This window comes from Pseudonocardia alni (assembly GCF_002813375.1).
GTDB lineage: Bacteria > Actinomycetota > Actinomycetes > Mycobacteriales > Pseudonocardiaceae > Pseudonocardia > Pseudonocardia alni.
Genome location: NZ_PHUJ01000003.1, coordinates 5,193,698 through 5,215,393 on the forward strand (window position 1 = coordinate 5,193,698; position 21,696 = coordinate 5,215,393).

Below are 21,696 nucleotides of genomic sequence, written 5' to 3' on the forward strand. Positions count from 1 at the left end.
GCGGTGCTCCGGGAGGCCGCGTTGCCGTCGTCGAGTTGATGCAGGCCGTGCGGCGTGTCGGCCGGAGAGGGTGCGGCCACCGCTTGGCTTGTCGAGTGCAGCATCCATGACCGCTGTTGCAGTGCTCGCCGGCAGGATCCGGGCAGCCGCAGAGCGCGTCCGCGCGTCCGCAGTGGCTGACCGAGTACGAGGGGCTCGGCAACGCCATGCGGTTCAACCTGATGCCGGGGGACGCCCTGGCCGAGGCCGACGTGTCCGAGGTGATCGCGTTCCTCTGCTCCGACGCCGGGAAGCGGATCACGGGGACGACCGTGCCCGTGGACGCCGGTTTCCTGCTCACGTAGCCAGGAACCCCGGTGCGACGACCGCATCGTCGGTGGGGGCGGGTTTCGAGTCCAGCCCACGTCCGATCGCGGCGACGAACTCCGTCCGCATCCGCCGTGACAGCTCGGCAGTGGGCACGAGGCCACCGGAGCCGTGGCGGGGTACAGGTGCAGCTCGGTCGGGACGCCGTCTCGAACGAGGCGCTGCGCGTATGCCATGCCCTCGTCGCGGAGCGGGTCGAACTCGCACACGGACAGGTAGGTGAGCGGTAGACCGGCCAGATCGGTCGCCCGTGCGGGCGCGGTGTACGGGGACACCTCCTCGGACGGGTCGCGGTCGCCGAGGTAGTGGCGCCAGCTCTCGACCGCGTTCGGGCGGTTCCACAACGGTGTGTCCACGAAGGTCTGCATCGACGGGGTCTCCAGGCGGTCGTCGAGCTCGGGGACGGCGGAGAACTGGAAGCGCGGCGCGGGGCCGCCCCGGTCGCGCCATCAGGGCTGTGCCCGCGCCGAGTCCGCCGCCCGCGCTCACCCCGCCGATCCCGATCCTGGTCGTGTCGACGCCGAGCTCGTCGGCGTGGCCCGCGAGCCAGCACAGGACGGCGTAGCAGTCGTCGATCGCGGCGGGGAAGGGCCTCTCGGGGGCCAGCCGGTAGTCGACGCTCACGACCACCGCCTCCAGCTCCGCGGCGAGCAGGGCCGGGAGCTCCTGGTCGCCGGCGGCGTCGCCGAGGACGAAACCACCCCCGTGCATGTAGACCAGCGCCGGCCTGGCCGTGCCCTGCACGGGGGAGAAGACGAGGACGGGGACGTCCGGCGCACCGGGCGCGCCCGCGACGGTCCGGGTCTCCAGCACGATGCTCTCGGGTGCACGTACACAGGCGTTGCGACCGTGAGCGCCGCCATGCGTGCGCGCGCGACGGCCAGGTCGCGGTCGCGCCGTTCAGCGGCGGCGGGCCCAGCCGTCCGCGGTCGCCGAGCCGGCGGGCGCGGTGGAGAAGGTCTGGAGCAGGCCGGGTCGGCAGGTAGCTCCATCGACTCGACATCGAGGTGGCCCGCTTCCGGATGCCCGGCCCGCTCGGGTGTGATGCGCGCGCAGCAGCCCCCCGCTCGCCGAGCGGGCCCCCTGTCGCAGAGAGCCGGGTCAGCGCCCGATGGTGTCGAGCTCCGCTACGTCCTGCTCGGACAGCACGGTGGCTGCGCCGGCGAGATTCTCGCGCAGGTGCGTCACCGATGTCGCCTCCGGGATCAGCAGCATGTTCGGGGATCGCTGCAACAGCCAGCTCAGCGCCACTGCCATTGGCGGCGCCGGAGGAGGCGCTCCTGTCCTGGGTGCGCGAGTGCGTTCGCTTCACCACGGTCTACCGCGGTGTCACCGAAGCCATGGTCTCGGCGGTCGAGGAGCCCGCTCCGCCCTGCACGAGTCCTGCGTCGGCCTGCGCGCGTCGGGGGCGCGACTGCTCGGCCGGGCCCAGGAAGCCGGGCAGGCCCGCAGCGGCCTCGACGGGACCGACCTGCTCGCGCTCATCGCAGGCCTCGCCTGGCTGGGCGACCAGCCCGCCCTGGCCGCGCGCGCCGAGCACCTCGTCGACGTGATCGCCCGCCCTGCCCTGGTGGTCGACGGAGCGCGGTCACCCTCAGCGGAGGAGGCCGGAGGGGTCTGAGCCAGGCCGCGCCGGTCCGGGCTCACCGCCGGTGACGACGTCGGCCGGGCCGGTCCGCGACGTCGGCCGCGGGGCGCGCCCCACCCGGGATCGCGCGTCGACGCACGAACCCGCGGACGAGTACTCCGACCACCGTGAGCAGCAGGAGCGCGAGGAGCACGGTCGCCGTCGTCTGCTGCGCCGCCACCAGCCGGGCTGCAGTCGCCGAGCCTTGGGCGAGCAGGCACCCCAGGGTGAACGTGCCGAGTCCCCAGGCGGCGGCCACCGGGATGCTGACCACCGCGAACCGGTGGTACGGCAGGACGCCGCCCGCGACGCGCGGGACCAGGGTCCGGACCACCGCGAACCACTGGCCGAGCACCACCGCGAGCGCCGGACGACGCTCGGCGAGGCGGAGCACCCGGACTGCCGCGGCCGGCATGCCGCGCCTGCTGCGCAGCGCCGACGGGCCGCCCCGTCGAGCCCGCCAGTAGCCCAGGCTCGGCCCGGCGGCGCCGGCGACGGCGGCGGTGAGGCCCGCGGCGACACCGGGCACCGCGCCGGCCCCGGCCAGGACGCCGAGTCCGACCGTCACGCTGATGCCGGGCAGCACCACGCCGACCAGCAGGCCCGACTCCGCGATCAGTGCGACCGCCGCGACCACCAGTAGGCCCGCGCCGAAGCAGCCCGCGAGCGCCGCCATCGCGTCCACGATCACGTGGCCCTGCGGTTCCCCGGCCGTCGACCCTCGTCGCGCTCGGACATCCGCCGGGACGTTAACAGGGCCGATCGGCGTCGGGCGGGAACCCCTCGATCGGACGGTCGGCAGGTGAGAGGCTGGATCCGGCTGTGGCCGACGTCGTCCGGTGCGGACGGGACGGGGACGTGCCGACGTAGGCGTCCGGGTCCGGGGCGTCCGGCGCCACGGTCGATGGCCGTCGTGTGGGCCGACAAGTCAGCAGGCGATAACGACATCCGATACTGTTAGCGCGTGGCTCCTCCCTCGTTCGGCGTCATGCTGTTCACCCACCGCTTCCCCGGGCAGAGCGCGACCGAGGTGTTCGCGCTGGCCGCAGACGTCGCGCAGGCGGCCGAGGCGCACGGGTTCGCGTCGGTGTGGACCACCGAGCACCACTTCCTGACCGGTTACGGCGTCAACCCCTCCGCGACGACGCTGGCCGCGTTCCTGCTCGGCCGCACCCGGCGGGTGCGGGTCGGCACGGCCGTGACGATCCTGCCGACGCACCCGCCGGTGCACGTCGCGGAGCAGGCGGCGCTGCTCGACCAGCTCTCCGGCGGCCGGTTCGACCTCGGCGTCGGCCGGGCCGGGCCGGTGGTGGACCACGAGGTCCTCGGCACCGGCATCGAGCGGTGGCGCACCGGGTTGCCCGAGGCGCTCGGCCTCGTCCTCGACTCCTTCACCGGGCGGGTGTCCGCCGACTCCGAGCACTACCGGTTCCGCGAGGTCGCACCCGGCCCGGAGCCGTACACGCGTCCGCACCCGCCGGTGCACGTGGCCGCGACCTCGGCCACCGGGGTGCAGCTGGCCGCCCGGCACGGCCTGCCGATGCTGTTCTTCTTCTCTCAGACCGCCGACGAGCAGGCACGGCTGGTCGCCGACTACGAGCAGCTCACCGCGGCGCGCCCGGTGCACGGTACCGGGGCCCTGGCCCATGTCACCGACTCGGTCGCCGAGGCCGAACGGGTCGTTTACGAGCGGTTGGCGCCGGTGTTCGCCTCCGGCTACGCCGAGTACGTGCTGGTCGAGGAGTACCGCGGTCCGCGGCCCACCCCCGACGAGCTGGCCGCGGGCATCCTCGCCCGCCAGCCGATCGGGCCGCCCGAGCTCTGTGTCCGCCGGCTCGTCGACCTGGTCCGGGGGAGCGGGGCCGGCCGGGTGCTGCTGCACGTCGAGTCCTCCGGCGAGCACGACGCGGTGCTCGCCAACGTCGAACGCCTCGCGACCGAGGTCCTGCCCGCCGTCCGCACGGAACTGGAGAACGCGTGAACGACACCTACGACGTGGTGGTCGTCGGCGGTGGGCCCGCGGGCCTGTCGGCGACCCTCGTGCTCGGCCGCCAGCGGCGTCGCGTCCTGCTCGTCGACGCCGGCGAGCCGCGCAACGCCCCGGCCGCCGAGATGCACATGTACCTCGGCCGCGACGGCGCGGACCCGGCGCAGCTGCTCGCCGACGGCCGCGCGGAGGTCGACGCCTACCCGACGGTGACCCGCCGGGCGGGCCGGGTCGTCGGCGTGCGCGGCGCCCTCGACGACTTCACCCTCGACCTCGACGACGACGGCGCCGTCGTGCGGGCGCGTCGGCTGCTGCTGGCCGGCGGCCAGGTCGACGAGCCGCTCGACGTGCCCGGGCTGGCGCAGCGGTGGGGCGGCTCGGTGTTCCACTGCCCGTTCTGCCACGGCTACGAGACCACCGGCATGGCGCTCGTGGTGATCGGCAACGGCCTGGCCGGGATGCTCGCCGCCTACGTGCGGGACCGGTTCAGCGACGACGTCGTCCTCGCCACCCACGGCCCCGCCGAGCTGCCCGGCTGGGTCGCGGCGAACCTGGAGGCGGGCGGCGTGCGGGTCGTGGAGTCCCCGATCACGGCGATCGACGGCGACCTGGGCGCGCTCGAGCTCCGCTTCGCCGACGGCACCACCCTCGCCCGCGACGGCATCTACCACCGCGCCCCGACCCGCCCTGGCACCGCGCTGGCCGGGAGCCTCGGCGCGACCGTGCTCGACGACGGCACGATCGCCGTCGACGAGTGCGGCCGGACCTCGGTCCCGGGGGTCTCCGCCGCCGGCGACGCGGCCCGTCAGCCCGGGCTGCCCGACGGCGTGACACTGGTGAGCGTGGGCGCCGGGAGCGGCGTCGCCGCGGCGGTGTGGCTGGAGCAGGAGCTGTTCCGGACCGGTCTGCCGGTCGCCCCCGGCCAGGGGTGAGCCCGGCGGGCGCCCCGGACGCGGTCCGGGGCGCCCGGGTCAGTACCGCAGCTCGTCCACCGAGGGGGTGGCGGCCAGCCGGGGCAGGACCCGGCGCTGCACCCGCTGCGCGACGCCCGGGCCCAGCTGCCCGTCCCCGACCCCGATGCGGCGCTCCGTGCGGTCGGCCTCGACCCGGCGGCCGTCGGGGGGCTGCGGCCCGACCGGCTCTCCGGGGGCCAGGCCCGCCGGGTCGCGCTCGCCAGGGCGCTGGCAGGCGACCCCGCCCTGCTCGTGCTCGACGAGCCCACCGCGGGCCTCGATCCCGCCTCGACCGCCGTCGTCGTCGAGCTGCTCCGGGCCCGCGGCGGCGTCACCCTCGTCGTCACCCACGACCCGGCCGTCGCCGCGGTCGCCGACCGGGTCGTGCGGGTGGGCGCCCCCGCGCCGCCGCCGTCCCCGGCCGGTCCGCCGCCGTCCGGGGCAGGAGCACGGCCGTCGCCCACCGCGGTACCGGTCCTCGACGCGCGGCACGTCACCACGGCCGTCCCCGGGGCCGCCGCGGACGTGGTCGTTCCCGTGCGGCCCGGCGGGCTGACCGTGGTCACCGGGCCGTCCGGCTGCGGCAAGACCACCCTGCTCCGGGCACTGGCCGGGGTGCGGCCGGGGGGCACCCTCGCACTGGCCGGTGCCGCCACGCCGTGGCCGGTGGGTGACCGCACCCCGGGCGTCGTCGCGCTGGTCGGGCAGCACCCCGTCCACGAGCTCAACCCGGCCCGCACCGCGGGGGCCGCCGTCGCCCGCCCGCTGCGCCGGCTCCATGGCCTGTCCGCCGCCGGCGCCCGCGCCGAGGCGGTCCGGCTGCTGGGCGCGGTCGGCCTGCCGCCCGACGTGGCGGGACGGCGCCCGGCGGCGCTGTCCTGCTCGACCCGGACGACCCCGAGCTGCTGGCGGTCGCCCGGCCCGCCGCCGCGGCCGCCCGGCCCGCCGCCGGGCTGGCCGGCCCGGGCCGGGCCCACGAGCCGTTCCCCGCGTTCGTGCGGAGCCGGGTCGGGCCGCTCGCGCGGCGACTCACCGGCACCGACGCGACGGTCCTGCTGCCCGTCGCCGGGCCGGACGACGTCGCCGCGGCCGACGCCGCGGGCCGGGCCGCGCTGTCCGGCGGCGCACCGGCCGGCGACGCGGGCCCCGCCGACGCGGTCGCCCGGCTCGACGCCGTCGCGCTGCGTGCCATGGCCTCGGTGTTCGACGCGGGGGACCCCGACGTCGCCCCGCGGCACGCGTGGCTGGTGCGGCGGTGGCGGGCCGAGCTCGCCGCGCACGGCGACCCCGGGCCGCAGCCGGACGGCGCGCTGCACGCGGCCTGCACCGACCTGGGCTACCCGCCCGCGATGGTCGAGTTCTTCGCCGCCGCCATGGCCCACCTGCCCGAGCTGCTGCGCGACGAGGTGCCGCTGCAGGCGCTGCTGTTCCCCGACGGCGAGATCGCCACCGCCCTGGCGAGCTACCAGGACAACACGATCAACACCTACCTCAACGGGGCGCTGGCCCACCTCGCCGCGACCACCGCACGGACCCGGGCGGAGCCGCTGCGCGTCCTGGAGCTGGGCGTCGGCGTCGGCGGCAGCACCCGCGCCGTCCTCGACGGCCTGGGGGAGGCGCCGGTCGACTACCTGTTCACCGACGTCTCACGGTTCTTCCTCGACCTGGCCGCGACCCGGTTCCCCGGGGTGCGGACCGCGCTGCTCGACGTCACCACCGACCTGGCCGCCCACGACGGCCGACACGACCTCGTCGTCGCGGCGAACGTCCTGCACAACGCCGTCGACGTCCGCGCGACGCTCGCCGCCCTCCGCGGGGTGCTGGCCCCCGGCGGGGTGCTCGCCCTGGTCGAGTCGACCCGCGAGCACCTCCCGGCGCTGGTGTCGATGCAGTTCCTCATGTCCGCGCGTCCGGGCGCGGCCGCCGCCGGCAGCGGGGACCTGCGCGCCGGCACCGACCGGATCTTCCTGACCGAACGGCAGTGGTGGGCCGAGCTCGCCGCCGCTGGTCTACGGCCGGTCGCGGCGCTGCCCCGTGACACGGACCCGCTGCGGGCGCTGGGGCAGCAGCTGCTGGTGGCGACGTAGTCACCCCGCCCCGGCGGCGGTACGGCGCGGTGCGGTCACTTCTTCGCGCAGACGCACCCCTGCGAGGACCCACCCGCGATCTTCGCCGAGCAGAACCTCCGGTCGATCGCGTCGTGATCCTCCCAGGGGTGCGGGCAGACCGGGCACAGCTCGTCCGGGGTGGTGTCGCGTGAGGCGGTCGAGGGGGTCGGGTCGTCCATGCTGATGGTTCTCCTTCGGGGTTGTCGCCCCGAGCGGACCCGGGGACGGGTCAGTCGGCCGGTGGCCCGGTGGGTCGCCGCAGCGGGGCGCCGACCTCGTGCAGGTGGCGGAGGACCTCGGCGTAGGAACGCAGGGGACCGGTCCGGGTGTAGGGCAGGCCGTGGGTGGTGCAGAACTCCTGCACGATCGGCTGAGCGCGGCGCAGGTGCGGGCGCGGCATCCGGGGGAACAGGTGGTGCTCGATCTGGTAGTTCAGGCCGCCCAGCGCGACGTCGAGCACCCGGCCGCCGAGCACGTTGCGCGAGGTCAGCACCTGCTTGTGCAGGTGGTCCAGTCGCCGTCCCGCCGGGATGACCGGCATCCCCTTGTGGTTCGGAGCGAACGCCAGACCCATGTACACCCCCCAGAGCCCCTGGTGCACGACGACGAACGCGACGGCCTGCACCGGCGCGAGGACCCAGAACACCGCCCCCAGGTACCCGACGGCGTGCGCGACGAACAACGCCGCCTCCAGCCGCGGGCGGGGGACCTCTCGACGCAGGATCGCCCGGACGGCGGTGAGGTGCAGGCTCCACCCCTCCAGGAACAGCAGCGGGAGGAACAGGTACGCCTGGTGGCCGACCATCCATCGGACGGGGCCCCGCGTGGCGGCGGCCTGCTCGGGACTGAAGGCGAGCACCGGGATGTCGATGTCCGGGTCGTCGTCGGCGTGGTTGGGATGGGCGTGGTGTGCGGTGTGCTGGGTGACCCAGGCACCGTAGCTCAGCCCGACCAGCCCGCCGTGCAGGTAGCCGACGACGTCGTTGGCACGCCGGCCGGCGAAGATCTGACGGTGGCCCGCGTCGTGGCCGATGAAGGCCAGCTGCGTGGTCACGACCGCGAAGAACACCGCTAGCAGCAGCTGCCACCAGGACGGGCCGAGCCACACGAACAGCGTGAGGCCGCCGGCGAGCAGGACCGCGTTCGCCGCGAACAGGAGCAGGTAGGTGCGACGGGCCTCCTGCAGCAGACCCGCCCCGGACACCAGGGCGGCCAGCTCGCCGAACCCGCCCGCCGTCGTCGGACGGGGGGACGTGCCGGTGGGTGGGGACGTAGTCATGCGAGCTCTCCGGTCGACCCTCGGGACACGGGACGGGCGGTCCTCACGACCGCACGGCTCACGCGTCGGAACGAGCCGCCGAGACAGCGACCACGCGACCCTGGCCGGTGCGGGAACGGCCGGAACCGCACCACGGGACGGCACGGTCGCGCCTCCGTAATGTGACACACGGGTCGCCGGGCCGCACGCCCACGCCCGGTCGCAGCTCGGCCGGGAGCCTCCTCAGGAGCCGGGCCGGAAGGCGCGGCGGGCCGCCGCCGACGGGGCAGCCCTGCGGCGCTCGTGCACCGCGGCGGCGTCGGCCGGGTCGGCGGTGATCGTCGGGGAGGCGGGGGGCCAGGCCGGTGACGGCCCGGCCGGCGCTCAGCGCTGCCGGACCGGCCGGACGAGGATCTCGTTGACGTCGATCTCGGGGGAGGTGCCGACCGCGTAGGCGACGGCGTCGGCGACGGCCTCCGGTGCGATCGCGTGCCTGCGGTAGGCGGCCATGGCGTCGCGGGCGGTCGGGTCGGTGATGCCGGCGGCGAGCTCGGAGGTCACGACACCGGGGGCCACCTCGCCGTCCCAGGTGCCGGTGGCCAGGAACGACAGCAGCCGTGGCACCCGCGGGCTCCACAGCTCCCGGGTGCCGTCGAGCGAGCCGATGGTGAACACCGAGAACGACGCCGGCGCGACGGTGTCGTAGAGCGCCTCCGCCGCGGCCATCTTCATCGGCTGCTGCTGGGTCATCAGCCGGGCCTGCAGGTCCCCGGTGAGGACGACGCCGAGGCTCCCGGCGAGCGTCGTCCACAGCCCGACCCGGATGGAGGGGTGGAACACCTCCCGGTGGCGGCCGCGCACCAGGTTCCAGGCGCTGATCGCGACGAGGAACATCCCAAAGGCGAGCAGTCCCTCGATCGCCAGCGGGGCACCGAAGACGTCGCCGGCGAAGCGGCTGTAGTCGCTCCAGTTCATCCCGAACTGGAACTCCTGCACGATGCCGGTGACGACGCCCATCGCGAAGTTGATCAGGAACAGCTTCCCCCAGAACTTCGTGGCGCGGAGCCAGCGCTCGTCGCGGGTGGCGTACCAGGTGGTCTGCAGGCCCGCGACGAGCAGGGACAGACCGATCGTCAGCGGGACGAACTGGAAGTGGTAGACGGTGGTGATCGCGAACTGCCACCGCGCGAGGTCGAGGTCCATCACGCCCTCCGGAGCCGGCGGGTCCCGTGTGGACCCGTCACCCGATCGTCGTCCGCGCCGGTGGACGGGGCTCCGGGCGAAGGGTGGTCCGCGGCCCACCGGAGGGCCCGCCGGCCCGGGACGAAGGTCCCGGGCCGGTGCTCCGGGTCAGCCCGGGTCGATCAGGTCGGCGGCCGGGCGCCGCGGAGTCGCCGGGACGGGGACCCCGTGGCCCAGGCGCAGGACGACCTGCGGGGGCCGGTCCCGGGCGAGCGAGCGGCGCACCCGTTCCCGCACGTCGGGGACCTCCACCAGCTGGGACACCGGCGAGGCCGACAGGCCCTCGGCGGTCGCGGTCAGCAGTACCCGCGCCAGGGCCTCGCCGGCGCGCAGGTCGTCGCGGGGGCCGTCGAGGTGCGAGGTCAGCACCGCGATCAGCGGCGCCGACTCGAACGCGGCCGGCGCGGGCCGCGGGTGGGCGGGGCCGCCGAAGTCCCGGGTCACCCACGGGTGGTTCGGGGCCGGCAGCGGTCCGCCCGCGGAGGCGGGAACACCGTCGTCGTGGCCGCCGTGCCGCCCGGTCCAGGCCGCCATCTCCGCGACGAAGGCGGGGTCGGCGGACTGGCGGGCGTGCGCCTCGCGGGCGAGGCGGCCCAGTACGGCGAGGTCGTCCGGGTCGGTCACCAGCTGCAGCCAGGCGCCCTCCTCGTAGGCGGCGCGGGTGAGCGCGGTGCGGGTCGGGGCCGGCACCGGGACGTCGGAGAACGGTCGCCGGTTCGTGTGCCGGCGCGGCACCGCCTCCAGCAGCCGTCGCTGCTCGGGGGTGGGCGGCATCGTCGCGCCGCGACGGACCACCGCCAGCAGCTCCGGGTCCGACGGGTCGGGGAGGCGGGTGACGAGCGGGCGGATCCCGGCCCCGGTCAGCGCGAGACGCAGCGAGTACAGCGCCGCCCCGCAGCCGATCCGCAGCTCGCGGTCGGTCGGGTCGGCGACCGGCAGCCGTCGCGCGGGGTCGGCCCGCAGCTCGACGTGGTCGGCGCCGGTCCGGAACCGCCACGGCTGGGCGTTGTGCAGCGACGGCGCCCGACCCGCCGTGGCCAGCACCCGGGCGGTCGTCGCGGCGTCGAGACCGAGGATCGGGGTGACCGGCGCGTCCGCACCGACGGTGTCCATGATGTGCGTCCTTCCCGGGACCGGGCGTTCACCGGTGCCTGCGGGGGCGATGGTCGGCGCTGCCGGTTCCGGTCGGACAGGTGCGAAGGTCCCGGTCCTCGACGGCCGTATCGTCGGGGTGGGGCGGCCCGGGACGCGGCCTCCCCGGGGAGGCGGTGCCAGTGACGACCGACGACACCGGTGACGGGGCCGGGGAGATCTCCGGGATCCTGGCCGGGCTGCGCCTGGACCACCTCATCGCCGAGGTGCAGGAGCGTCTCGCCGAGATCGCCTCCACCCGGCGCCGGACGCAGCGGCTGCTCGACGCGGTGCTCGGGGTCGCGGCAGGCCTCGAGCTGGACACCACGCTGCAACGGATCGTGCAGTCCGCGGTCGACCTGGTCGACGCCCGCTACGGTGCGCTGGGGGTGCTCGCCCCGGACGGCAGCATCGCCCGCTTCATCGACGTCGGCCTGGACGAGGCGACCCGTACCGCGCTGGGGCGCCCGCCCGAGGGCCGTGGCCTGCTCGGCCAGCTGATCGCCGACCCCCGGCCGTTGCGCCTGCAGGACCTGTCGACGCACCCGGCCTCCGTCGGCTTCCCGCCGCACCACCCGCCGATGCGCAGTTTCATCGGCGTCCCCGTGCGGGTCCGTGACGCCGTCTACGGCAACCTCTACCTCACCGAGAAGCGCACCGGCACCGAGTTCACCGCCGACGACGAGCTGATCCTGATGGCGCTCGCCGCCGCGGCCGGGATCGCCGTGCAGAACGCCGACCTGTTCGAACAGGGCCTGCTCCGGCAGCAGTGGCTGGAGGCGCTGGCCGAGATCCGCGGAGAGGTGCTGGCCGGAACCGGCGAGGCCGGCACGCTCGCGCTCATCGCCCGGCGCAGCCTGGAGCTGTCCCGCGCCGACGGGACGCTGCTCGCGCTGGGCCCCGACCACGACGGCGGTTTCCGGGAGGGCGCGACCGCGGGCCGCCCGCCGCTCGTCGGCGGCCCGGAGAACGCACTCCTGCACCGGGCCGTCGAGCTCCGTCAGCCGGTCCTGGCCGACGTCTCCGAGGCCGCGGTCAGCGGTGACGGCGCCAGCGGGCCGGTGGTCGCAGTGCCGATGGGGGCCATGGCCCGGGTGAGCGGGGTCCTGGTCGCCCGCCGTGCCCCCGGCGATCCGCCGTTCCGGCCGTCGGAGGTGCCGCTGCTGGTGTCGTTCGCGGAGCAGGCGGCGCTGGCCCTGGAGCTGGAGGAGAAGCAACGGACCCAGCGCGAGGTCGCGGTGCTCGCCGACCGCGACCGCATCGCCCGCGACCTGCACGACCACGTCATCCAACGGCTGTTCGCGGTCGGCCTCACGCTGCAGGGCTCGCTGCGCCGCCTCGGCGACGACCCCGCGGGCGGCGGCGTGCGCGAGCAGGTCGGTCAGGCCGTCGACGAGCTGGACCGCACGGTCCGCGAGATCCGCACCTCGATCTTCGACCTGCACACCGCGGATCAGGAGGAGGGCGGTCTGCGGCGGCAGCTGCTCGACGTGGTCGCGCACGCGACGGCCGCATCGGGGATCGACGCGACCGTCGATACCGCGGGACCGATCGACACCGTCGTGCCCGCGCAGGTCGGCGTGCACCTGCTGGCCGTGGTGCGCGAGGCCGTGTCGAACGCGGTCCGCCACTCCGGTGCGAGCACGTTGCACGTGTCGGTGGACGCCGGGCAGGAGCTGACCGTGGAGGTCACCGACGACGGCTGCGGCATCGCGCCCACCGGCCGGCGCGGCGGACTGCGCAACCTCGCCGACCGGGCCGCCGAGCTCGGCGGCACCTCGGTCGCCGAGCATGTCGCGACCGGTGGCACCCGGCTGCGGTGGCGGGTCCCGCTGGACTGAGCGGGTCAGTGCCCGTGGCGGCGCTCGACCGCGTACACGGCGGCCTCGGTGCGCCGGGAGAACCCGAGCTTGTGCAGGATCGAGGACACGTAGTTCTTCACGGTCTTCTCGGCCAGGTGCAGGGTGGCGCCGATCTGACGGTTGGTGAGCCCGTCGGCGACGAGCCCGAGGATCCGCTGTTCCTGTGGGCTGAGGGTGTCGTAGCGGGGGTCGGCGTCGGCGTCGGAGCCGCCGGTGCGCAGCCGCTGCAGCACCGCGGCGGTCGCTCGCGGGTCGAGCAGTGAACCGCCGTCCGCGACCGTGCGCACGGCTCCCACGAGGTCGACGCCCGCGACCTGCTTGAGCAGGTACCCGGCGGCCCCGGCCATGATCGCGCCGAACAGTGCCTCGTCGTCGGAGTACGAGGTCAGCATCAGACAGGCCGGCGGTGGGACGACCGCGGAGCGCAGGTCGCGGCACACCGAGACGCCGTCGCCGTCGGGCAGCCGGACGTCGAGCAGTGCGACGTCCGGGCGCAGGGCGGGGACGCGGGCGAGGGCCTGCGCCGCGGTCGCGGCCTCGCCGACGATCTCGATGTCGTCCTCCATGCCGAGCAGCTGGGCCAGCCCGCGGCGGACGATCTCGTGGTCGTCGAGCAGGAACACCGAGATCGTCATCGTCGTCCTCCTGGGCCGGGTCGTCGTCGGACCGAGGCTAACCGGCGTTCCGGGCACACCGGGCGGGCCGAAGGTCCCGGCGCCCGGGTGCTCCCCGTCACCGGGACGCCGGCGCGGCAGCCGGTGCGGCGGTCAGTGCAGCAGGACGTCGGCGGGGCTCCGGCGCGGTGTCTCCGGCAGCTCCGCGTCGTCCTGGGCCCGGCCGACGCGCAGCAGCAGCTGCGGGTGGTCGGCGGTGCGCAGGACCTGCCGGGCCAGGTCCGCCCGGGTCCGCGAGGTCTCCAGCACCCGCGAGAGCGGGCAGGTCGCGAGACCGAGCGCGGTGGCGGCGAGCAGCACGATCCCGGCGGCCTCCCCGGCGACGAGCCGGGCCGGGTCGTCGTCCGTGTGGGTGGTCAGCACCATGATCGTGGCCTCGTCGCGGGCGGCGGCCCGGGCCGGCAGCGAGCCGCCCGGGAAGCGCACACCCAGGTCGGGGCCCGGCCGCCACGGGGCGCCGCGGGGGAGCGACCCGGCCGGGACACCGTCGTGGGAACCCGGGTAGCGGTGGGTCCAGACCAGCAGCTCGGCGGCCTGGCCGGGGCGGGCGCGGATCTCCCGCGCGGCCGTGTCCTCCAGCGCGGCGAGATGCTCGCGGGCGACCGCGTCGGTCACGCTGTGCAGGGTGGTGCCGTAGCGCGCCGCGTGCTCGCCGAGGACCGCGCGCGCGTGCCGCGAGTCCACGCCCTCGCGGAAGGGCCGCCGGTCGGTGCGACGGCGCGGGATGGCCCGGGCCAGCGCCGCGACCGTGCGGTCGGCGGGCTCCGGGGGCGTCCCGGTGAGCCGGACCGTCGCCAGGTGGTTCCGGTCCCCGGTCGGGAACCGGACGATCTCGTGGCCCGCCCCGAGCGCGGCGAGCGCGACGTGCAGGAAGCCCAGTGCTGACCCGCAGCTGACCAGCTGGTCGCGCCGGTCGGGGTCGGTGTAGGGCAGCCGTCGGTCGGGGTCGGCGTGCAGCTCCAGCCGGTCGGTCGTGACCCGCCAGCGCCACGGCTGGGTGTTGTGCACCGAGGGCGCGCGCACCGCCGCCGCGAGCGCCCGCCGCAGCACGTCCGGCCCGGACGGCGACGCCGTCACCGCGACACCGCCGCGGCGGCGAGCCCGGCCGCCCACTCCCGCCCGTCGTGTGTCCCGGCGGTGTGCAGCCGCACCGGGAGCTCCAGATCCGGCGCCGGCACCGGGTGGGGGTGCCCGTCCCCGGCGGGCGCGGCGTCGACCATCCACAGCGGACGGACCCGCAGCACGGTCGCGTGCCGGTGCAGGAACCGGCTCGCGGCGGCGCGGGCCCACGGCCTGCCCCACGCCCCGACGAGCACGACCCCGGCGACCCCGGCGAGCGTGTGGGCGTCGCCCGCCCGGACGAGGAGTGGCCGCAGTCCCTGCCCCGCCAGCTCGGTCCCGATCGCGGCCGCGGTGTCCAGCGACCGCCGGTCGGCGCCGGCCAGCGCGACCATCACCGTGAACTGCCCCCGCACCCCGGCCTCGACCATGGTGACCTCCTCCGTCGTCCCCGATCCGATGCTCCGCCGGACGCCGGGTGCAGGGCAGGGCCGGGCGGCACGCCCGGCCCGGCCGAAGGTCCCGCACTACGACTTCGGTCGGAGGCCGTGGCCGTCGGATCGATGTGCGGAGCCGGACGGCGTTCCTAGCGTCCGTCCCGACCGCGACGAGGGGACGGGAACGATGCGAGGACGACGGAGGCTCGTACGGGCGACGGTGCCGGCGCTGCTGGCCGGGCTGATCGGTGCGGCGGTCGCCGCACCCGCGGGGGCGGCGGAACCCGCGGCGGTGCCGGAGTGGGGCCCCTGCCCCGCGGACGTGGTGGCGCCGCTGGTGGCGCTGCAGTGCACGCAGATCCCGGTGCCACTGGATCACGGCAGCCCCGACGGCGCGCAGATCACGATCACGGTGTCGCGGCTGGCGAGCACGAAGCCGGAGAAGCGCCGCGGGATCCTGATCCTGAACCCCGGGGGCCCGGGCGGGTCCGGGCTGGCGTTCGCGAACGACCTGGTGAAGCGCGGTCTGCCGGCGAGCGTGCAGGAGAGCTACGACATCATCGGGTTCGACACCCGCGGGGTCGGTCACTCGGACCCGGTGAGCTGCGGGTTCACCACCGACCAGGACTACATCGGCAACATCCCGCCGTACGCCGCCGACGACGCGGCGGTCCTGCGGACGGCCGAGGTCGCGCGGGAGGTGGCGCAGCGGTGCGCGGCGAACGACCGCAACGGGCACCTGCGGCACGTCACGACCGCCAACGTCGCCCGGGACATGGACCGCATCCGCGCCGCGCTCGGCGAGGAGAAGGCGAGCTTCCTCGGCTTCTCCTACGGGTCGGCGCTCGGGGCGGCCTACGCCTCCCTGTTCCCCGACCGCTCCGACCGCGTCGTACTCGACAGCAACGTCGGTGACACCCACCTCGACCCCGACGGCATCCGCCGCTACGCACTCGGCGCCGAGGAGACCTTCGGGGACTTCGCCCGCTGGGCCGCCGACCGGCACGGCACCTACGGGCTGGGCGCCACCCCGGAGGAGGTGCGGCAGACCTATCTCCGGCTCGCCGCGCGGCTCGACGACCGGCCGTCGGGCGGGGTCGACGGCCGGATGTTCCGGGCGGCCACCTTCGTCGGCCTGTACGGCCCGACGCTCTACGGCAGCACCGCCGCGGCCTGGCAGTCGCTGCTGTCCGGCGACGCGCCGCCCGCCCCGGCACCGCCCGCGGGCCCGTCGCCGCAGGACAACGCGTACACGGCGTTCCTCGCCACCACCTGCAACGACGTCGCCTGGCCGCGGGACGTCGCGGTCTACCAGCGGGCGGTGGCGCAGGACCGCGAGCGGTTCCCCGTGTACGGCGCGGCGAGCGCGAACGTGCTGCCCTGCGCCTTCTGGCCGTACGAGCCCGCCGAGCCGCCGGTCGCTGTGCTCGACGAGGGCCCGGCGAACGTGCTGGTCGTGCAGAACCGCCACGACCCGGTGACCCCGCTGCGCGGCGGTGAACTCCTCCGGGAGAAGTTCGGCGACCGGGCCCGGCTCGTCGTCGAGAACGGGAGCGGCCACGGCGTCTACGCGGGTGTCGGGGACACCCCGTGCGCGCTGGGGGTCACGACGTCGTTCCTGGTGGACGGGACACTCCCGCCCGACGACGTGGTCTGCCGCTGACCCGCTCGCGGCGGCTCGGCAGGCAGCTGTGTGCCGGGCCTACGGGCCCTCACCCCAGGAGCGTGAGCAGCCCGGAGAGCTCCAGCGCGTGCCGCGCAGGGCCCGGCGGCACCTCGACCCGCAGCCGGTGCCCGCGGGCGCCCGCCCGGTCGGCGGCCTCGGCGAGCAGGGCGGCGCCGTTGCTCGCGACGTAGGTCGGTCCGTCGAGGACGAGGAGCACCGGCCCGGCGGCGACCAGCTCCAGGAGCCGGTCGCGGATCTCGGCGGCCCCGGCGAGGTCGAGGTCGCCGGCCAGGGTGAGGCGGTGGGCGTCGCCGCTGCGGCCGTCGTCGTGCAGCTCGGTGCGCCGGCGTCCGGGGGAGGGCCGTACGGGCGGCGCGGGCTGCTGCGCCACGGCGGGCGTGCGCGGGTCCGGTGTGATCTGCATGCGCACCACGGTGCCCCCGCCCGCTGTGTCGATCTCGGCGGTGGTGGCGATGGCGCGGATCATCTGCAGGCCGCGACCGCGGTAGCCGGGGTCGGGCAGCGGCGGCCGCCAGCGGCCGGTGTCGGCGACCCGGGCCCGGACGCCGTCGTGCGGGGTGTAGCCGAGGCGCAGGTGCACCTCGCCGGGCGGGTCGAACTCGGCGTAGCCGTGCTCGACGCTGTTGGCGGCGGCCTCGTCGATCGCGCGGACCAGGTCGTCGCCGAGGTCCTCGCCCAGGCCCACGTGGCCGGCCCACCGCCGGACCCGGCGGCGCATCGCCGGCAGCTCCCGGGCGGACCCGGGGACGGTGAGGTCGATGTCGGGCGGGAGGACGCGGACGCAGACCAGCGCGGCGTCGTCGGTGTGGGCGGCCCCGGCCAGGGCCCGGCCGACGATCTGGTCGGCGAACTGCTCGGGCGGCAGCCCCGCGACCTCGGCGGCGATCCGGGCCAGCCGGTCCAGCCCCTCGTCGACGACCTCGCCGCGGCGCTCGACGAGCCCGTCGGTGTAGAGGACCAGCGTCTGCCCGGCCGCGATCGGGGCGACGCCCTCGCCGAAGGGCGGCCGGCCGCGGAGGCCCAGGACGGGGTTGTGGCCGCCCGCGAGGTAGCGGCTGCCGTTCTCGTCGACGACCAGCACGGGCAGGTGCCCGGCCCGCGCCCAGCGCAGCTCCCCGCGGCCGGGGTCGACGACCACGCAGGCCGCCGTCGAGTAGCGGGCGCCGGGGATCCAGGTCGCGAACTCGTCGAGCAGGTCCAGCGCGGACGCGGGGTCGCGGCCCTGCCGGACGGCCCCGGAGAGCACGGTACGCAGCTGGGCCATCACCGCGGCCGCCGCGACGCCCTGTCCGACGACGTCGCCCACCGACAGCCCGACCCGCCCGTCGCCGAGGTCGACGACGTCGTACCAGTCGCCGCCGGCCTCGGTGCCCGCGGCGCCGGCCTGGTAGCGCACCGCGATCTCCACGGTGTCGAGGTCGGGCAGCCGGGTGGGCAGCAGCGTGCGCTGCAGGGTGTGGGCGACCTCCCGCTCGGCGCGGTAGAGCCGGGCGCGTTCGAGCGCCTGCGCGGCCGGGTCGGTCAGGGCGAGCAGGGTGGCGCGCTCGTTCGGGGTGAGCGGGCGCGGCGTCCCGAACGCGACCGCGATGACGCCGACGGTACGGGCGGCGGTGACCAGCGGGAGGGTGAAGACGGTCGCGTGGCCCTGCGCGTCGAGCAGGGTGGCCATCTCCGGGTGGCGCTCCCGCCAGTCGGTGCCCGGTTCCAGCCACAGCGCGCGGGCCCGGCGGGCGGTCACCGCCGCCGGCACCGGCGAGGTCAGCGGCACCTCGCGCCACGCCTGCGGGTCGGCGACGCCGTGCAGGGCCAGTGCCCGCAGCTGCTGCCCGGCCGGGTCGAGCTCGTAGACCGCGATCCGGCAGGTGCCGAGCAGCGCCGTCAGATGGGTGACGACGGTCCGGGCCACCTCGGTCGGGTCGGCGGCGGCCGACAGCTGCGCGGTGGCCCGCTGCAGCAGCGCCAGCCGGTCGGCGTTGGCCCGCTCGTCGGCGAGCAGCAGCGCGTTGTCGAGCGCGAGCGCGGCCCGGTCGGCGAGCTCGGTGACGAGCTCGATGTCGTCAGGGGTGTACGGCGTGGTCCGCGGGCCCCGGACCAGCACCAGGACGGCCAGCGTCCGGCCGCGCGCGGACAGCGGCACCCCGATCGCGGAGCGTGCGGGGATCGAGGAGCCGGGGACCGTCGCGCCGGGGGCGGTGTCGTCCCACAGGACGGCGGCGCCGGTGTCGAGGACCTGGAGGCCGAACGAGGTGTCGGCGGGGCGCTCGTCGAGCGCCTCCTCGGTCGCGGCGTCCGGACCGTACCGGGCGATGCGGACGAGATGCCCGGCGTCGTCGACGCGGCGGACCGTGCACACGTCGGCCAGCCGGGTCTCGACGAGCAGCGCGGTCAGCCGCCGCAGCCGGTCGTCGACGCCGTCGGAGCCGTCCAGCTCCCGGCTGAGCCGGGCGAGCAGCGTCTGGCGTTCGGACTCGCGGTACCGGGCGTTGATGTCGGTGCCGCTGCCCACCCAGCCGGTGACCGTGCCGTCGGTACCGGTGTGCAGCGGGACGGCGTGCTCGAGGATCCAGCGGAAGGCGCCGTCGGCGCGGCGGAGCCGGTACTCGATCTGCCAGCCCGTCCCGGACGCGAGCGCCGGGGTCACGCGGTCGCGGTAGCGCTGCCGGTCCTGGGGGTGCAGCCCGTCGGTCCAGCCGTCGCCGAGGTCCGCGGGGGCCTCCCGGCCGGTGAACTCCTGCCAGCCGGAGTTGACGTAGGTCCACGCGCCGTCCGGGTCCGCGACCCAGATCAGGGCCGGGGCCAGATCGGCATGGCGGTGAACCGGGCCTCGGCGTCGCGGCGGACCCGCCCCAGCTTCAGGTGGGCGTTGACCCGGGCCACGAGCTCGGCCGCGGAGAAGGGCTTCACCAGGTAGTCGTCCGCACCGGCGCCGAGGCCCTCGATCGCGGCCTCCTCACCGGCCCGGGCGGAGAGCAGCAGGACGGGCACCCCGGCGGTACGACGGTCGCCGCGCAGCGCCGCGAGCAGCTCCATGCCGTCGAGGACCGGCATCATGATGTCGGTGACGACCAGGTCCGGCGGGCGTTCCCGGGCCGCGGTCAGCGCGGACTTCCCGTCCTCGACGAGCTGGACCTCGTAGCGGTCGGCCAATAGCCGCTGCAGGTACTCGCGCATGTCGGCGTTGTCGTCGGCGACGAGGATCCGGCCCGCGGAGACCGGTGCGTCCGCCCCCTCCTCGACGACGGGTGCGGGCGCCGGTGCCGGGCCGGGCAGCCAGCGCAGCGCCTCGCCGACGAACGCCTCCGAGGTCGCGGTCGGTGCGCCGCCCGACGCCGTGTCGGCGACGCGGTCCGGGGCGAGGTGGGCGGTGCCGGTCGGGATCCGGACGGTGAACGTGGTGCCCGCGCCCGCGGTGCTCGCCGCGGTGATCGTCCCCCCGTGCAGGGTGACCAGCTCGCGGGTCATGGCGAGCCCGATGCCCGACCCCTCCGTCGAGCGGGCGCGGGCGCCGGCGATGCGGTGGAACCGCTCGAACAGCCGGGGCAGCTCCTCGGCCGCGATCCCGGCCCCGGTGTCGGCGACGGTCAGCTCGACCGCGTCGTCGCCGTCGGCGCGCAGGGCGACCGCGACGCGGCCGTCCAGGGTGAACTTCAGCGCGTTGGACAGCAGGTTGAGGACGACCTTCTCCCAGGACTCCCGGTCGACGTGGACCGGCCCGGGCAGCGGCGGGCAGTCCACCGTGTAGTCCAGCCCGGCGCGCTCCATCGCCGACCGGAACAGACTGGTCAGCTCGGTGGTGAAGGCGGCGAGGTCGGTCGGCTCGAACGTGGCGCGCAGCCGTCCGGCCTGCAGCCGGGAGAAGTCGAGCAGCGTGGTGACCAGCCGCCCGAGGCGCAGCGCGTTGCGGTGCACGACGTCGAGCTCCGCGGCGAGCCGGTCGGGCCCCGGCGGGTCGTCGCGCAGCCGCTCGACCGGTCCCATGATCAGCGTCAGGGGCGTGCGGAACTCGTGGCTGACGTTGGAGAAGAAGTCGGTCGTGGCGCGGTCGAGCTCGGCGAGCGCCTCGGCCCGCTCGCGCTCGGCCTCGTAGGCACCCGCGGCGACCAGCGCGGCCCCGATCTGGCCCGCCAGGAGGTCGACGAAGGCCCGGTAGCGCTCGTCGAAGGTCCGGAACGGGTTCAGCCCGACGACCAGCGCCCCCCGGATCCGGGTCTCGCCCTGCGCCCCGGCGAGCGGGACCAGCACGGCGTGCGACGGCGGCCGGTGCCAGGCGCCGTGGGGCAGGCCCGGCAGGCGGGAGGCCAGGTCCTCGACGACCGCGGTGCCGCCCTCGCGCACCGGGTCGAGCGGCCAGCCGGCCGGATCGGCACCGGGCGCGTCGGCCGCGATGCCCGCGGAGCCGGCGAGCCGGGTCCCGTCGTCCTCGGTGAACTCGTAGACCAGCCCGAACGGCACGTCCTGCGGGTTGCCGGCCAGCGCGCGCCCGACCGCCGCGTACACCTGCGCCCCGGTGCGGGTCGGCCCCAGGTCGGCGGCGAGGTCGCGCAGGGTCTGCATGCGCCGTTCGCTGAGCACGCGGTCGGTGTTCTCGGTGACCACGCACAGCATCCCGGCGACGGCGCCGTCCTCGTGCAGCGGGCTGTAGGAGAAGGTGTGGTAGGTCTCCTCGGGGTGGCCGCTGCGTTCGAGGAACAGCAGGAGGTCCTCGTCCCAGGTGGCCCCGCCGCCGGCGAGCACCGACCCGATCAGCGGGCCGACGTCGTCCCAGACCTCGGCCCACACCTCGCGCGCGGAGCGGCCGAGCGCCCACGGGTGCTTGTCGCGCAGCGTGTCGCCCCGGTAGGCGTCGTTGTAGAACATCGTGAGGTCCGGGCCCCACGCCATCCACATCGAGAACCGGGAGTCGAGCAGCATCCGGACGACGCTGCGCAGGTCCGGTGACCAGCGCTCGGGCGGGCCGAGCGGGTGGGAGGACCAGTCGTGGGCCGCCATCGCGGCGTGGACGAGGTCGGACCGCGTGCTCTCGACCGCGTCGTCGTCGCCGCGCACGAACCACCTCCTCGGCCCCGTCGGGCGGCCGTGGAAAACCTAGCCGACCCCGTCCGGACGTGCGCCACTCGTCTCCGCGGCGCGACAGCATCTGCGACACCGTCGTCCAGGTGAACGGGCTCGTCGACGGGCCGTTCGACAGCCCGCTCGACCACGCGGCGGACGGGCCGTTCGCCGACGCCCGCCCACGACCACCTCGGTCGGAGCGCCTCCGTGGCGACCGAGCGGTCGTGGACGCCGCCCGCCGGGACGCTGCCGG

At 76.1% G+C, this 21,696-nt stretch carries 17 protein-coding genes and 4 pseudogenes; 8 read left to right on the top strand and 13 right to left on the bottom strand.

Features of this window, described 5'->3' with window-relative positions; genetic code table 11:
• The first annotated feature begins 116 nt into the window (after nucleotides 1–116).
• Entirely contained in the window at nucleotides 117–344 is a 228-nt protein-coding gene (locus ATL51_RS25570; protein ID WP_301549187.1) for an SDR family oxidoreductase, read from the top strand.
• Nucleotides 345–539: 195 nt separating this feature from the next.
• Here ATL51_RS25570 and ATL51_RS29615 read toward each other — a convergent pair.
• The 3 genes and pseudogenes from ATL51_RS29615 to ATL51_RS25580 form a co-directional block, all read right to left on the bottom strand.
• Nucleotides 540–734: pseudogene (locus tag ATL51_RS29615) on the bottom strand (alpha/beta hydrolase fold domain-containing protein); the annotation flags it as partial.
• Nucleotides 735–825: 91 nt separating this feature from the next.
• Nucleotides 826–1,077, bottom strand: a pseudogene (locus tag ATL51_RS29620) (alpha/beta hydrolase fold domain-containing protein); the annotation flags it as partial.
• 390 nt (nucleotides 1,078–1,467) lie between these two features.
• Entirely contained in the window at nucleotides 1,468–1,623 is a 156-nt protein-coding gene (locus ATL51_RS25580; protein WP_100880182.1) for an aldo/keto reductase, read from the bottom strand.
• 40 nt (nucleotides 1,624–1,663) lie between these two features.
• Here ATL51_RS25580 and ATL51_RS25585 point away from each other — a divergent pair, with 40 nt between their 5' ends.
• The gene (locus ATL51_RS25585) at nucleotides 1,664–1,987 is read left to right on the top strand and encodes an SbtR family transcriptional regulator (RefSeq protein ID WP_208623070.1); all 324 of its coding nucleotides are present in this window, start codon (nucleotides 1,664–1,666) and stop codon (nucleotides 1,985–1,987) included.
• Nucleotides 1,988–2,009: 22 nt separating this feature from the next.
• Here the strand turns inward: ATL51_RS25585 and ATL51_RS25590 are convergent, their stop codons facing one another.
• Nucleotides 2,010–2,669, bottom strand: a complete 660-nt coding sequence (locus tag ATL51_RS25590; RefSeq protein ID WP_157818521.1) for a DedA family protein — start codon at nucleotides 2,667–2,669, stop codon at nucleotides 2,010–2,012.
• Nucleotides 2,670–2,957: 288 nt separating this feature from the next.
• Between ATL51_RS25590 and ATL51_RS25595 the strand changes: the two genes are divergently transcribed.
• The 4 genes and pseudogenes from ATL51_RS25595 to ATL51_RS25610 all read left to right on the top strand — a co-directional run bounded on the left by ATL51_RS25595 (nucleotide 2,958) and on the right by ATL51_RS25610 (nucleotide 7,020).
• Nucleotides 2,958–3,974, top strand: coding sequence for an LLM class flavin-dependent oxidoreductase (locus tag ATL51_RS25595; RefSeq protein WP_157818522.1), 1,017 nt, complete (start codon nucleotides 2,958–2,960; stop codon nucleotides 3,972–3,974).
• On the top strand, nucleotides 3,971–4,912 hold the full coding sequence (locus ATL51_RS25600; RefSeq protein WP_100880185.1) for an NAD(P)/FAD-dependent oxidoreductase: 942 nt from the start codon (nucleotides 3,971–3,973) through the stop codon (nucleotides 4,910–4,912). Before ATL51_RS25595 ends, ATL51_RS25600 begins: the two co-directional genes overlap by 4 nt.
• A gap of 192 nt (nucleotides 4,913–5,104) precedes the next feature.
• Nucleotides 5,105–5,752, top strand: a pseudogene (locus ATL51_RS29965) (ATP-binding cassette domain-containing protein); the annotation flags it as partial.
• Between the two features lie 176 nt (nucleotides 5,753–5,928).
• Complete coding sequence (locus ATL51_RS25610) at nucleotides 5,929–7,020, top strand: class I SAM-dependent methyltransferase (RefSeq protein ID WP_157818523.1); 1,092 nt, start codon at nucleotides 5,929–5,931, stop codon at nucleotides 7,018–7,020.
• Nucleotides 7,021–7,055: 35 nt separating this feature from the next.
• Here ATL51_RS25610 and ATL51_RS28480 read toward each other — a convergent pair whose 3' ends face one another.
• From ATL51_RS28480 to ATL51_RS25625, 4 genes and pseudogenes are all read right to left on the bottom strand, one after another.
• A complete protein-coding gene (locus ATL51_RS28480) occupies nucleotides 7,056–7,220 on the bottom strand; it encodes an RGCVC family protein (protein WP_157818524.1) in 165 nt (54 codons plus the stop codon).
• A 50-nt stretch (nucleotides 7,221–7,270) separates the two neighbouring features.
• Entirely contained in the window at nucleotides 7,271–8,320 is a 1,050-nt protein-coding gene (locus tag ATL51_RS25615) for a fatty acid desaturase family protein (protein ID WP_100880187.1), read from the bottom strand.
• A 552-nt stretch (nucleotides 8,321–8,872) separates the two neighbouring features.
• Nucleotides 8,873–9,505: pseudogene (locus ATL51_RS25620) on the bottom strand (cytochrome ubiquinol oxidase subunit I); the annotation flags it as partial.
• A 144-nt stretch (nucleotides 9,506–9,649) separates the two neighbouring features.
• Nucleotides 9,650–10,654 (bottom strand): Acg family FMN-binding oxidoreductase, encoded by a 1,005-nt coding sequence (locus tag ATL51_RS25625; RefSeq protein WP_301549189.1) that lies wholly within the window; start codon nucleotides 10,652–10,654, stop codon nucleotides 9,650–9,652.
• Between the two features lie 161 nt (nucleotides 10,655–10,815).
• Here ATL51_RS25625 and ATL51_RS25630 point away from each other — a divergent pair, with 161 nt between their 5' ends.
• Complete coding sequence (locus tag ATL51_RS25630) at nucleotides 10,816–12,513, top strand: sensor histidine kinase (protein ID WP_100880188.1); 1,698 nt, start codon at nucleotides 10,816–10,818, stop codon at nucleotides 12,511–12,513.
• Nucleotides 12,514–12,518: 5 nt separating this feature from the next.
• Here ATL51_RS25630 and ATL51_RS25635 read toward each other — a convergent pair whose 3' ends face one another.
• The 3 genes from ATL51_RS25635 to ATL51_RS25645 form a co-directional block, all read right to left on the bottom strand.
• A complete protein-coding gene (locus ATL51_RS25635; protein ID WP_100880189.1) occupies nucleotides 12,519–13,169 on the bottom strand; it encodes a response regulator in 651 nt (216 codons plus the stop codon).
• A 132-nt stretch (nucleotides 13,170–13,301) separates the two neighbouring features.
• A complete protein-coding gene (locus ATL51_RS25640) occupies nucleotides 13,302–14,285 on the bottom strand; it encodes an Acg family FMN-binding oxidoreductase (protein WP_157818525.1) in 984 nt (327 codons plus the stop codon).
• Nucleotides 14,282–14,698: a hypothetical protein gene (locus ATL51_RS25645; RefSeq protein ID WP_100880191.1), complete on the bottom strand. Its 417-nt coding sequence runs from the start codon at nucleotides 14,696–14,698 to the stop codon at nucleotides 14,282–14,284. Before ATL51_RS25645 ends, ATL51_RS25640 begins: the two co-directional genes overlap by 4 nt.
• A gap of 193 nt (nucleotides 14,699–14,891) precedes the next feature.
• Between ATL51_RS25645 and ATL51_RS25650 the strand changes: the two genes are divergently transcribed.
• Nucleotides 14,892–16,367, top strand: a complete 1,476-nt coding sequence (locus ATL51_RS25650; protein WP_100880192.1) for an alpha/beta hydrolase — start codon at nucleotides 14,892–14,894, stop codon at nucleotides 16,365–16,367.
• A gap of 49 nt (nucleotides 16,368–16,416) precedes the next feature.
• On the opposite strand, the gene ATL51_RS25655 is transcribed toward ATL51_RS25650, so the two are convergent.
• Together ATL51_RS25655 and ATL51_RS25660 are read right to left on the bottom strand one after the other, a co-directional pair.
• Complete coding sequence (locus tag ATL51_RS25655) at nucleotides 16,417–19,191, bottom strand: SpoIIE family protein phosphatase (RefSeq protein WP_322789700.1); 2,775 nt, start codon at nucleotides 19,189–19,191, stop codon at nucleotides 16,417–16,419.
• Complete coding sequence (locus ATL51_RS25660; RefSeq protein ID WP_301549190.1) at nucleotides 19,176–21,437, bottom strand: hybrid sensor histidine kinase/response regulator; 2,262 nt, start codon at nucleotides 21,435–21,437, stop codon at nucleotides 19,176–19,178. The genes ATL51_RS25655 and ATL51_RS25660 overlap by 16 nt, the downstream gene beginning before the upstream one ends.
• Between the last annotated feature and the right edge of the window lie 259 nt (nucleotides 21,438–21,696).

What these genes read in the sequence shown, in the direction of transcription:
- ATL51_RS25580 (WP_100880182.1), bottom strand. Translation starts at nt 1,623, where the DNA reads ATGGCAGTGGCGCTGAGCTGGCTGTTGCAGCGATCCCCGAACATGCTG.
- ATL51_RS25590 (WP_157818521.1), bottom strand. Translation starts at nt 2,669, where the DNA reads ATGGCGGCGCTCGCGGGCTGCTTCGGCGCGGGCCTACTGGTGGTCGCG.
- ATL51_RS28480 (WP_157818524.1), bottom strand. Translation starts at nt 7,220, where the DNA reads ATGGACGACCCGACCCCCTCGACCGCCTCACGCGACACCACCCCGGAC.
- ATL51_RS25615 (WP_100880187.1), bottom strand. Translation starts at nt 8,320, where the DNA reads ATGACTACGTCCCCACCCACCGGCACGTCCCCCCGTCCGACGACGGCG.
- ATL51_RS25625 (WP_301549189.1), bottom strand. Translation starts at nt 10,654, where the DNA reads ATGGACACCGTCGGTGCGGACGCGCCGGTCACCCCGATCCTCGGTCTC.
- ATL51_RS25635 (WP_100880189.1), bottom strand. Translation starts at nt 13,169, where the DNA reads ATGACGATCTCGGTGTTCCTGCTCGACGACCACGAGATCGTCCGCCGC.
- ATL51_RS25645 (WP_100880191.1), bottom strand. Translation starts at nt 14,698, where the DNA reads ATGGTCGAGGCCGGGGTGCGGGGGCAGTTCACGGTGATGGTCGCGCTG.
- ATL51_RS25650 (WP_100880192.1), top strand. Translation starts at nt 14,892, where the DNA reads ATGCGAGGACGACGGAGGCTCGTACGGGCGACGGTGCCGGCGCTGCTG.